Source organism: uncultured Methylovirgula sp., assembly GCF_947646745.1.
Lineage (GTDB): Bacteria > Pseudomonadota > Alphaproteobacteria > Rhizobiales > Beijerinckiaceae > Methylovirgula.
This window is the reverse complement of sequence record NZ_CANSHK010000018.1, coordinates 1-11,546: the sequence shown is the minus strand read 5'-3', so window position 1 is coordinate 11,546 and position 11,546 is coordinate 1. Positions and strand designations below refer to the sequence as shown.

The following is an 11,546-nucleotide window of genomic DNA, read 5'->3' as shown; positions in this document are numbered from 1 at the left end:
AGGCTTGGAAGATTGAATCAACCGCGCCGTCAATCGGCGCGCAAAATCTTCCATTCGTTGGTTTGGTCGACGAGCTTGTAGATTTGGCTTTTGCCGAGCGAATCCTTTGCCCAGAGCCCGTCCCGTGGGGTCACGACGAGTGTCCTGCACTGGAATTTGTCGCGCATGGCACGAAGATCTTCGTCAGAACCTTGCCCTGAAAAGACGCGTCCGAGCAAAATTTGGGCTTCCGATCGGATCGCGAGAGAGAAAACCGGCCGGAAGGCCAAAAGATAGGAGCCGCCGACCGCGCAGTGGCGGCGACGCGAGAGAAGCGCCCAGCCGATATCGCCGGGCCAGGGCGTGAGCGAGGCAAGGTCGGACGGATTGTTGGCAATGGCTTCGTCGGGCGGCGTTACATTTCTGACGGCTTGCCATAGCGCGGATTCGCTCACGAAGCCGCGACCGGCCTCGGTCTGCCTCGGGTACAGGATGAAATTCAGATCGTTGGTCCGCACGAACCAAAGCCCTGCCAGAATACCGGGAACCAGGGTCAAAACAATGAGCGCGTTGCGGGTGAAATGCACCCAAGGCCTGTGCTCGACCGAGTTTGCAGCAAAAGCCGACGCCATCGCCATCATGACGAGCACCGACGGAATGATGGCTCTCCATCCGAGATCGTTATTTGCGATGACGCTGTGAAGAAATTGCGCCGCGACCAGCGGCACGAAGACCAGCATCGTCAGCGCGCGCTCGACATAGACAGAAACCAACGGTTCGTCCTTGCGGCCGCCCACCTTGCTGAGAATCCAGGCGAGATAGATGAAACCAAAATCGAGCGGAAGCAGAAACAGCCAATAGGCGGCTGAATTGAACAGCCGATAGGGATATTGCAGCACCGGAAATACCCAGACATCGACCGTGTGCGTGTTCCCGAGGATGCCCGCTTGTTGAATCAGAAACGGCGAAGCGACGATCACCGCGGTGACCGCGACGGTCGTCATATTCTGCGCGAGGAAGCCAAACCCGCCGCTTTCGACGCTGTCTCTCAGGCAAACGAGCGTGAGCACGATGACGATGAGGACAAAGCCGATGGCGACCCAGACCGAGCTCGCATAGATCGCGGCGGCGAGGACGCCGATCAAAACGCAGAGCGCCGGATCGAACGACCGGGTGAAGAGCTTGACGATAAGAAGGACGGCCATGACCGCCGCCGTCGCCGCAAAGACGTGCTGCGGCACCCACGACGCCTGAATGATCCAAGGCTCAAACGTGTGCTGATGGGTTCTGAACTGATCGAGCCACGGCCCGAGCAGAAAATTGTTGAGCAGGATGTCGATCGGTCCGATCAGGCAGGTCGCGACGACCCACCAGGCGGCCGCTTTCTTGCCGCTGTAGCCGGTCGCGAGCCATATGACCGTCAATACCGAGGTGAACGCGGTCGTGAAGGTCAATGCGGCGTCAGCCGTCCATCCCGACAGCCGCGTCGTGATCGACAACGCGGCGGCGAGCAGATACCAGAGATAATAATAATTCAGCGCATTGCCGGTCCCGGCAAAAGATACAAAAGGGTTGTGCGGCGGATTTCCGTTATTGACGATCTCGTCGATGATCGCGACCTTCTCGTGATCGAAAATCGGATCGCCAAAGGAGACGCTGCTGCCGGTGATATGCGGCATCACCGCGAAGGCCGGCAGCGCAGCGATAGCGGCCGCCGCAATGATCGCCGCGAGCGGCGGCGCGACGCCGCCTGGAAACAGCGTCGCCTTGTAATCGTCGGCGCGCCCTGCCGCGAAGGACAATATGGCCACGCCGGCGAATAGGCTCATGACGGAAATCGGCGTGACGGGAAAAAATCTGAACGCCAATCCGCAGCCGCCGGCATAAACTGCGAGCCCGAGCGCGGGCGCGACGAGCAGCCGCCTTTGCGGCAAAGCGTCAAGATGGCGCGACAACGGAAAGCCGACGACGGTGCCGGCGATCAGGAAAATAGAGATCGCGACCAAGATCGAGAAAGGCGAAACCATGCCCGCGCCGAGTCCTCAAACAGCCTTTGCGGATAGCGCGCCGTGCCGGCTCATTCGCCCTCCGAGCGAAGAGCGTCTCAAATTTCCATCAAAAATCTGTTGCAGCCGCAGCGCGTTCGGGCAGCGGCGTGCGGCGGCCACGGCCTAGGAAAGATTGCCGTCATAGCCATAAATTTATTACAGATCAGGCTGTTAGACCAGTCGCGGGCGGAAGAAGACGCTGGAAACCGGCGCTGGCGAAGATAACGGTCCCGCATCGGCAACCATTCCGGCATGAAAAGCGCTATTGAACCAGCGGCGAATCGGCCCGCTTGATCTCAAGCCCGGAGATGTTCGCTCGGCCCGCGAGCAAAGACAGATATTCGCTGACGGCGTGCTGCCAGGCATGCGACGAGAGATGGCGGGCGATTTGCGCCGCGACGGTTTGATAGGGCAGCGCCTCACCCCGGACCAGGTGATCGAGGCGCAAAACACGAATGGCGCCACAACCGTCTCGTCAAAAGCCAACCGCTCTCCGGCGCAGACGCCGGGAACACTTAATCCTTGGACGGGAGGTCGGGTTTATTTGAGAATCCGGACTCGCCGAAGACGCCGGCGGCGCGCCTGGCTGGGGCGGGAGGATTCGAACCTCCGGATGGCGGAATCAAAATCCGCTGCCTTACCACTTGGCTACGCCCCAAGACGTGAGATTGGCCCGAGAGAAAGCCGGGGGCCGGCGGCGGCGCGACCATAAAGCCAGCACCGGCCCCTCGCAACCTCTTCCTCCCGCGCTGCGAACTGGTAAATAGCCCCATGTCTTTGCGCCATGTTGATATGGCAGCGCTCGCCGACCGCGCCGCGCCGCTGCGGCCGGTTGATCTCGGGCCCCTCGACATCGTGACCGTGCCCGGCCGCGACGGAGGATTTTACGCCCGCTCGCCGTTCGACCTCGGCCCTTACGAAGCCAAAGTGACCCTCTGGCTCGATCATTGGGCTGCGGCGAGGCCCGACGATGTTTTCCTTGCCGAAAGGCGCGGCGAGGCCTGGCAGACGTTGAGCTATGCCGAGGCGCGGCGGAAGGCGCGCGCCGTCGCCCAGGCGCTGCTCGCGCGGGGATTGAGCACCGAGCAGCCGCTCGTCATTCTCTCGGGCAACAGCATCGCCCATGCGTTGCTCGGCCTCGCCGCGCTTTACGCCGGCATTCCTTATGCGCCGCTGTCGCCGGCCTATGCGCAGGCAGGGCCGGATTTTATCCGATTAAAAAGCATCATCGCTTTGCTCACGCCCGGCCTCGTCTTTGCCGAGGACGGCGCGCTCTATGCGCAAGCGCTTGCCGCCCTGCCCTCGGGGCCATCCCGTCTCGTCGCGACGCCGCTACCGGCGGCCACGCCCGCCGATGTCGAAATCCTCGACGATCTGCTGGCGACGCCGGAGACCGCCGCGCTCGATCGGGCCAATGCGACCGTCGGGCCCGACACGATCGCGAAATTCATGTTCACCTCCGGCTCGACCGCCGCACCGAAAGCCGTCATCACGACGCATCGGATGCTCTGCGCCAACCAGGCGATGATCGCGCATGCGCTGCGCTTCCTGCGGCGTGAGCCGCCGGTCGTCGTCGACTGGCTGCCCTGGAGCCACAGTTTCGGCGGCAATCAGAATTTCAATCTGGTGTTGGCGCATGGCGGCACGCTCTATATCGATGCCGGGCGACCGGTGCCGCAAGGCATCGCCGCAACGCTCGCCAATCTGCGCGAGATTTCGCCGACCCTGCATTTCAACGTGCCGGCAGGGATCGAGGCTCTGCTGCCGGCTTTGGCGCGCGACAAAATGCTCGCGACAAATTTCTTTCGTCATTTGCGGCTTACGTTTTTTGCCGGCGCCCCGATGCGGCGCGCAACCTATGAAGCCTGGGATGATATGGCCGTGGCAGCCTGCGGCGAAAAAATCGTGACGATGAGCGGCTACGGCGCGACGGAATCGGGCCCCGCGACGACGTTCTGGACGCCTTTCGTCCGCGCCGAAGGCGGCGTCGGCCTGCCGCTCCCGGGCAGTGAACTGAAGCTTGTGCCGCAAGGCGAAAAGCGCGAGGTGCGCGTGAAAGGGCCCCACGTGACGCCAGGCTATTGGCGTGACGCCGCGGCGACAGATGCGGCTTTCGACGCGGAGGGCTTCTTTCGCCTCGGCGATGCCCTGCACCTTGCCGACGCGACGGCGCCGAAACAAGGCTTCTGCTTCGACGGCAGGATCAGCGAGGATTTCAAGCTCGCGACCGGCACATGGGTCAGTACTGGGCCCTTGCGCGACGCCTTTCTGGCGGCCTTCGCGCCCTTTGCCAAAGATCTGGTGATCGCCGGCGAGGGCGAGGCTTTCGCGGCGGCGCTGGTCTTTCCCAATTTGGAGGCTTGCGCGTGTCTTGCGGGCGAAGCTCTCCCAGAGAGCAAAATCGTGGCGCACCCGGCTGTGCGCGCCAAATTCCAGGCGCTTCTCGACGGCTTTGCCGCCAGCGCCGACGGATCGTCGCGACGGATCGCGCGTCTCATCCTGCTGGACGAGCCGGCTTCGGCCGCGGCGGGCGAATTGACCGACAAGGGCGGCCTCAACCGCACGGCGGTTCTCGCCAACCGGGCCAGCGAAGCCGCCGGTCTTTTTTCCGCCATGCCGCCAGCGCAAGTCATGATCGCCGGATCGCCCTTCGACGCGGCTAAAACCGAACAACGGACTGAAATCACTAGATAATTCTCTGTTTCCCCGCCATTCACCCTGCCGACCGAAAGCCATCGCGCCGGCCGGCCGCAATTGCTAAAGAGAGGCGCAAATTCGAGAGATGTCCGTGAGCGCCGACCCCACTTCCGCTGCCGCCAAGCGTGCCGCTTCTGCGGCCCTGATCGCGCATCTCGAAGCCTCCGGCTATCCGCGCTACGAGCCGCCGATTCTGCAAAAGGCGGATTTGTTCTTCAATTCAGGCGAAGACATCCGCAGCCGGCTCTATCTGACGAACGATCTGTCCGGCGCCGAATATTGTCTGCGGCCCGAATATACGATCCCCGTCTGCGCCCATTATCTCGCCTCCGAAGCCGCCGGGTTTCCCGCGACCTATTCCTATTGCGGGCCCGTGTTCCGCTATCGCACCGACGCGCCGAACGAGGTCCTGCAGGCCGGGCTCGAGAATTTCGGCCATCCCGACCGCGAAGCCGCCGACGCCGAAATCCTGGGCGTCACTCTCGATGCGGTTGCAGCGCTCGGCCAGGGCGATCTCGACGTGCGCTTCGGCGACAATGGCTTGGTCCGCGATCTCGTCGCCGCGCTCGATCTTTCGCCGCAATGGCAGCGGCGCATTCTGCGCGGCCACGCGCAGGACAAGGCGCTCGATGCCATCCTCTCGCAGCCCGTCAATGCCAAAGGGCCCGACCACACCGGCGTTCTTGCCGCGCTCGAGGGCGTCGACAAGCAGGGCGCCCGCGCTTTGGTCGAAGACCTGCTCTCGATTGCCGGCATTTCGAGCGTCGGCGGCCGTAGCATCGCGGAGATCGCCGACCGTTTTCTCGAGCAAGCGGCGCTCAAGGCGGACGAAGATTTTCCGACCGAGCAGCGGGCGATCCTGAAGGAATTTCTGGCCATCGAGACGGATCCCGATCAGGCTTCCGGCCGGCTGCGCCAGCTTGCTGCGACCACCGGACTGGACCTTAACGCCGCGCTCGATCGATTCGACGCGCGCCTCGGCTTCATGGCCGCGCGCGGCCTCGATGTTGCCGATTTCACCTTCTCGACGCGCTTTGCTCGCGATCTCGAATATTATACCGGCTTCGTTTTCGAAGCCTTCGATCGCAGCCGCCCGCAGGAAAAGTCGATTGCCGGCGGCGGTCGCTATGACGGCCTGCTCAAGTCGCTGGGCAGCGATCGTGGCATCGGCGCCGTCGGCGCGGCGATTTGGATCGAGCGTTTGGAATTGCCGCAACGCGGCGAGATGGATTGGTGGCGATGAGCGATGTGATCAAGCCTCAGCTCGTTCTCGCCGTGCCGTCCAAAGGCCGCTTGCAGGAAAACGCGGCCGCCTTCTTTGCCCGCGCCGGGCTGCAATTCGTGCAAAGCCGCGGCGCCCGCGATTACCGCGCCAGGATCGCCGGATTTGACGGGGTCGAAGTGGCCTTCGTCTCGACCTCGGAGATCGTCACGCATCTTGCCGCCGGTACGGCGCATCTCGGCGTCACCGGCGAGGATCTGGTGCGCGAAACGATTCCCGATGCCGATGCCAAATGCGAACTTCTCGCGCCGCTCGGCTTCGGCCATGCCAATGTCATCGTCGCCGTGCCGCAGGCCTGGATCGATGTGCGCACGATGGCCGATCTCGAAGATGTCGCGGTCGCCTTCCGCGCCCGGCGCGGCGAGCGGATGCGGGTTGCGACGAAATATGTCAATCTCACGCGGCGTTTCTTCGCCGAGAGACATGTCACCGATTATCGCATTGTCGAAAGCCTCGGCGCGACAGAAGGCGCGCCCGCCGCGGGAACAGCGGAGCTCATCGTCGACATCACCACGACCGGCAGCACGCTTGCGGCCAATGCGCTGAAGATCCTCGATGACGGCGTGATTCTGCGCTCCGAAGCCAATTTCGTCGCCTCGCTGGCAGCGCCCTGGACCGAGGAGACGCGCGAGGCCGCGCGGATCATCCTTTCGCGCATCGCGGCAGAAGAAATCGCGCGCACCACCCGCGAAGTCTCGGCGCGGATCGCGCAGGCTGACGTCGAACTCTTCGCCCATGCCGAAGTTCTGTTCGCGGCGCGGCCGCGCCGCCACCTCGCCGATGGCTGGCTGACGCTGACCTGCCCAAAAGATAAAGTGCCGGGGCTTGCCGACTGGCTCTTGATGCAAGGCGCGGCCGAAGTCACCGTCGCGCAGCTCGATTACGTCTTCGCCGAGAAGAACAAGCTCTACGAAAAGCTCGTCGCACGGCTGCCTTAATTCATTCGGCCGCGTTGGCGACGTCGTCCTTCGGCGTGAACATGCCCTCGCCGGCCGGTTGCATTTCGAGCCGGCGCTTGTGGAATTGCTCGATCGTTGCGCGGTGGCCGATCGAAACGATCGTCGTCTTCGGCAAGCTTTGGCGCAGCGTCTGGTAGATCAAGGCTTCCATCGGCTCGTCCATCGCGGTCGTGGCTTCGTCGAGGAACAGCCAATCCGGCTTTTCGAGCAATGCGCGAGCGATCGAGAGACGCTGCTGCTCGCCGCCCGAAAGCTGCTGCTGCCAAACCCCATCGGCATCGAGCCGGTCGATGAGATGCGTGAGCTGCGCCGCTTCCATCGCGGTGCGTAAGGTTGCATCGTCATATTGGTCGGGCGCGGCCGGATAGGCGAGCGCCGCCCGCAGCGTTCCCATCGGCACATAGGGCTTCTGCGGCAGCAGCATCAACTTCGCCGACGGCGGCAGATCGATCTTGCCCTGACCATAGGGCCAGATGCCGGCTATGGCACGGAATAGCGTCGATTTGCCCGAGCCCGATGGCCCGACCAAAAGAGCCGGAATTTCCGAGACAAGGTCGAGATTGGCATCCTCGACGATCGTGCGCCCGTCGGGCAGGCGCAACGTCACTTCGACGAGGCGGACATTTCCGGCTTCGCCCGGCGTGAGCATGGGGACCGGCTGGAACTCCTGGCTGTCTGCCTTTTCGATCGATTGATCGAACGACGTGAGACGATCGAGGACGGCCTTATAGTCGGCGAGGAAGACGTAATAGGTGACGACGAAGGTGAGTGCGCTGTTGACGTTGCTGAACGCATTCGCCGTCTGCGTCATGATGCCGAGCGTGACCTTGCCGGCAAAATAAAACGGCGCCGAGACGATGTAGGGAATGAACGGGCTGATCTGCGAATAGGACGCGGTGAAGGCGGTGAGGCGTTTGCGGCAGGCGATGATGTCGAAATAATTCGTCACGATCGCGCTGAAACGTGTTTTGAGCGAGCGCTTCTCCGCCGCTTCGCCGGACAGAAGCGCAACCTGTTCGGTATATTCGCGCAGCCGTGCGAGCGAGAAGCGGAAGTCGGCTTCATAACGCTGCCGCTTGAAGGACAAGGGCACGAGCGGCTTGCCGATCCAATGCGTGAGCCAGGTGCCGATCGCCGCATAAATGAGCGCGACCCAGAACAGGAAGCCCGGCACGGCGATATGCGTCCCCGGCAGAGTGAAATTCGCCGAGAGCACCCAGAGCAGGATGGCGAAGGAGACGAGCGAACTCAGATTCGAGATCAAGAGAATGGTGAAGGAATAGATGCCATAGCCGACGTCGCCGCCATCGATGAACCGGCTGATGTCCTCCGAAATACGCTGATCGGGATTGTCGGCCGGCGTTCCGGCAAGCGACATCCGGTAATGGCGGTGATTGTCGAGCCAATGGTCGAGATAAAAGGCGGTAAGCCAGCGCCGCCAGCGGATCACCAGCGTCGAGGTCACGACATATTCGACGACAGCGCAAAAGATGTAGAGGAAGGCCCAGACCATGAAGACGGTGAAGAGCTGATACCAAAAGGTCTTGGCATCGTGGGCCTGGATGGCGTTGAACCAGTCGCGCGAGAAGAACGACAGGCGGATGTTGATGCCGACCTCGGCCTGGTTGATTAGAACCAGAAAGACGACCATGGCCGTGGCGACTTTGTGCTCACCCGCCCGATAGGACGGGAATGGCCAGACGCGCGCGGTCGTTACATCGCGGGAATCGAAATAGCGGTCGGCGATGCGCATCATCGATTGGACGAGCGGCACGAAGGACGTCAGATAGACCGCGATGGCGAAGAGCGCGACCGTCAACGGCAGGCTCTCGGGAATTTGGTAGTCCGCCCAACTGACCGGCCAGAGGTGCAGCACGGCAACGAGGCACAAAGCCCCGAAAACGATGAGCTCGATCGCGAAAATCGCGACAAAGATCCTCAGATAGCTCGAAATATGGCGCGACCGGTGGGTCGTATAGGCGCAGATAAAGGCCGTGACGGCGAGAAGCGCCGTCGTCGCATCCTCCGCCTTGGCGGCGACCAGCGCAGCGGCGACAGCAAAGAGCGCAACAGCGATTGCAAGTGCTTTCATGGAGGCGTCATCATCCGGCGAATTTCGAGCGATCAAACACGCTTTAGCGCATAGGCGCAAAGCGCCGCCTAGTTACAGGTTGGTAATCTTTGCGGCATCCCTGCGGCCAGCCCGCACATCCGAATTCGCGCGCCGGCTCGATTAATCCTGCAATTCTTGTGCGGTTTCGGCATTTTCCCCGTTAATCAGCGCGACCAGCACCGGCGAAGGCCGGAAAGTCAGCACCCGACGCGGCTTGATCGGCACTTCGATGCCGGTGCGCGGGTTGCGGCCGATACGTTCCCGCTTCGCGCGGACGGAGAAAAGGCCGAAGGAACGAAGCTTGACAGTTTCGCCGCGGACCAGCGCCGCGGAAATTTCATCCAATGTCATTTCAAAAATATCCCGCGCTTGCGCGCGCGACAGACCTTTGCAAGATTCATACACGGCATTGAGTAAATCAGCCCGCGTGGCTGTTTTTTTATCGGCCTCGTTTGGCGGCAACTGACTCACTTTTAGCCCCTCCTTGCGTCGGTCTTTGAAGCGCTACCGGCCCCGCATCAGCTTCTTTTGCACTTCATCCTGTCGTTTTAGCCAGCCATGACAGAACGAGAAACATTGATTCTCGCGCTTCACACCGACGCACGCAAGCGGAGTAAACAAAAAGCCCCGGAAACCCGGGGCTTTTAAGTGTCGTTTCGCACAAAGTCGGGACTTAGAAGTCCATCCCGCCCATGCCGCCCATGCCGCCAGCGCCGCCGACCGGCGCGGTTTCCTTCTTCGGCTGCTCGGTGATGATCGCCTCCGTGGTGATCAAGAGGCCGGCCACCGAAGCGGCATCCTGCAGCGCGGTGCGAACAACCTTGGTTGGGTCGATGATGCCGAGCTTGACGAGATCGCCGTACTCGCCCGTCTGCGCATTATAGCCATAGCCATAATCGCCGCTTTCGAGCAACTTGCCGACGATCACCGCACCATCAGCGCCGGAATTGTCGACGATCTGGCGCGCCGGCGACTGGATCGCCTTGCGGACGATGTCGACGCCAGCCTTTTGATCGGAATTCGCCGTCTTGACCTTGTCGAGCACCTTCGTCGCACGCAGCAGCGGAACGCCGCCGCCCGGCAGAATGCCTTCCTCGACCGCGGCGCGGGTCGCGTTGAGCGCATCGTCAACGCGATCCTTCTTTTCCTTCACCTCGACCTCGGTCGCGCCGCCGACGCGGATCACCGCGACGCCGCCCGCGAGCTTAGCCAGACGCTCCTGCAGCTTTTCGCGATCATAGTCGGAGGTCGTATCGGCGATCTGCGACTTGATCTGAGCAATACGCGCCTCGATGTCGCTCTTCGAGCCGGCGCCGTCGATGATCGTCGTCGTCTCCTTCTCGATGCGGATGCGCTTGGCGCGGCCGAGCATCGGCAGCGTGACGTTCTCCAGCTTGATGCCGAGATCCTCGGAGATGAGTTGACCGCCGGTCAGGATGGCGATGTCTTCGAGCATGGCCTTGCGGCGATCGCCGAAGCCCGGCGCCTTGACGGCCGCGACCTTCAGACCGCCGCGCAGCTTGTTGACGACGAGCGTCGCGAGCGCCTCGCCTTCGACGTCCTCGGCAACGATCAGCAGCGGCTTGCCGGTCTGCACGACCGCTTCGAGCACCGGCAGGATCGCCTGCAGCGACGACAGCTTCTTCTCGTTGATCAGGATGTAGGGGTCTTCGAGCTCGGCGATCATCTTCTCGGCGTTGGTGATGAAATAGGGCGAGAGATAGCCGCGGTCGAACTGCATGCCTTCGACGACATCGAGTTCCGTCTCGAGGCTTTTCGCCTCTTCGACGGTGATGACGCCTTCGTTGCCGACCTTCTGCATCGCGGTGGCGATGATCTGGCCGATCGAGGCGTCGCCATTGGCCGAATTGGTGCCAACCTGGGCGATCTCGTCGTTGGACGTCACCTTCTTCGACTTGGTCTTGAGATCGCCAACCACCGCGTCGACGGCGAGGTCGATGCCGCGCTTCAGATCCATCGGGTTGAGGCCGGCGGCGACCGCCTTGGTGCCTTCACGGACGATCGAGGAGGCGAGGATCGTCGCCGTCGTCGTGCCGTCACCGGCGATGTCGTTCTGCTTCGAGGCGACTTCGCGGACGAGCTGGGCGCCGAGATTTTCGAACTTATCGGAAAGCTCGATCTCCTTGGCAACGGTCACGCCGTCCTTGGTGATGCGCGGAGCGCCGAAGCTCTTCTCGATGACCACGTTGCGGCCCTTGGGACCGAGGGTCACCTTGACGGCATTGTTGAGGATATCGACGCCGCGCAACATCCGGTCGCGGGCGTCAGAGGAAAAACGTACGTCTTTGGCTGCCATGTTGGAAAACTCCTGAATTGGGGCTCGCTGGGATCAGGCGCTCAGCCGACGACGCCCAGGATGTCGCTCTCCTTCATGATGAGGAGATCCTGGCCATCAATCTTGAACTCGGTGCCGGACCATTTGCCGAAGAGAATGCGATCTCCGGCCT

7 protein-coding genes, 1 tRNA gene and 1 pseudogene are annotated in these 11,546 nt (G+C 62.2%); 3 read left to right on the top strand and 6 right to left on the bottom strand.

Annotated features, from left to right (window positions below):
- Positions 1–29: 29 nt before the first annotated feature.
- Both Q0025_RS07030 and Q0025_RS07025 read right to left on the bottom strand, forming a co-directional pair.
- Entirely contained in the window at positions 30–2,006 is a 1,977-nt protein-coding gene (locus Q0025_RS07030; RefSeq protein ID WP_297297409.1) for a hypothetical protein, read from the bottom strand.
- Positions 2,007–2,610: 604 nt separating this feature from the next.
- Positions 2,611–2,685: transfer RNA gene (locus tag Q0025_RS07025), tRNA-Gln, on the bottom strand.
- A gap of 113 nt (positions 2,686–2,798) precedes the next feature.
- On the opposite strand from Q0025_RS07025, the gene Q0025_RS07020 reads away from it, so the two are divergent.
- From Q0025_RS07020 to hisG, 3 genes are all read left to right on the top strand, one after another.
- Positions 2,799–4,721: an AMP-binding protein gene (locus Q0025_RS07020; RefSeq protein ID WP_297297407.1), complete on the top strand. Its 1,923-nt coding sequence runs from the start codon at positions 2,799–2,801 to the stop codon at positions 4,719–4,721.
- Between the two features lie 88 nt (positions 4,722–4,809).
- Positions 4,810–5,967 (top strand): ATP phosphoribosyltransferase regulatory subunit, encoded by a 1,158-nt coding sequence (locus tag Q0025_RS07015; RefSeq protein ID WP_297297406.1) that lies wholly within the window; start codon positions 4,810–4,812, stop codon positions 5,965–5,967.
- Positions 5,964–6,944, top strand: a complete 981-nt coding sequence (gene hisG / locus Q0025_RS07010; RefSeq protein ID WP_297297404.1) for an ATP phosphoribosyltransferase — start codon at positions 5,964–5,966, stop codon at positions 6,942–6,944. Before Q0025_RS07015 ends, hisG begins: the two co-directional genes overlap by 4 nt.
- A gap of 1 nt (position 6,945) precedes the next feature.
- Here the strand turns inward: hisG and Q0025_RS07005 are convergent, their stop codons facing one another.
- The 4 genes and pseudogenes from Q0025_RS07005 to Q0025_RS06990 form a co-directional block, all read right to left on the bottom strand.
- Positions 6,946–9,057: an ABC transporter ATP-binding protein/permease gene (locus tag Q0025_RS07005; RefSeq protein ID WP_297297402.1), complete on the bottom strand. Its 2,112-nt coding sequence runs from the start codon at positions 9,055–9,057 to the stop codon at positions 6,946–6,948.
- Positions 9,058–9,198: 141 nt separating this feature from the next.
- On the bottom strand, positions 9,199–9,549 hold the full coding sequence (locus Q0025_RS07000; protein WP_297297400.1) for an integration host factor subunit alpha: 351 nt from the start codon (positions 9,547–9,549) through the stop codon (positions 9,199–9,201).
- A gap of 202 nt (positions 9,550–9,751) precedes the next feature.
- Positions 9,752–11,395: a chaperonin GroEL gene (gene groL, locus Q0025_RS06995; RefSeq protein ID WP_297297399.1), complete on the bottom strand. Its 1,644-nt coding sequence runs from the start codon at positions 11,393–11,395 to the stop codon at positions 9,752–9,754.
- Positions 11,396–11,436: 41 nt separating this feature from the next.
- Positions 11,437–11,546, bottom strand: a pseudogene (locus Q0025_RS06990) (co-chaperone GroES); the annotation flags it as partial.

Bases quoted from the DNA above. Each gene is read 5' to 3' on its own strand.
- Q0025_RS07030 (WP_297297409.1), bottom strand. From the start codon at position 2,006: ATGGTTTCGCCTTTCTCGATCTTGGTCGCGATCTCTATTTTCCTGATC.
- Q0025_RS07020 (WP_297297407.1), top strand. From the start codon at position 2,799: ATGTCTTTGCGCCATGTTGATATGGCAGCGCTCGCCGACCGCGCCGCG.
- Q0025_RS07015 (WP_297297406.1), top strand. From the start codon at position 4,810: ATGTCCGTGAGCGCCGACCCCACTTCCGCTGCCGCCAAGCGTGCCGCT.
- hisG (WP_297297404.1), top strand. From the start codon at position 5,964: ATGAGCGATGTGATCAAGCCTCAGCTCGTTCTCGCCGTGCCGTCCAAA.
- Q0025_RS07005 (WP_297297402.1), bottom strand. From the start codon at position 9,057: ATGAAAGCACTTGCAATCGCTGTTGCGCTCTTTGCTGTCGCCGCTGCG.
- groL (WP_297297399.1), bottom strand. From the start codon at position 11,395: ATGGCAGCCAAAGACGTACGTTTTTCCTCTGACGCCCGCGACCGGATG.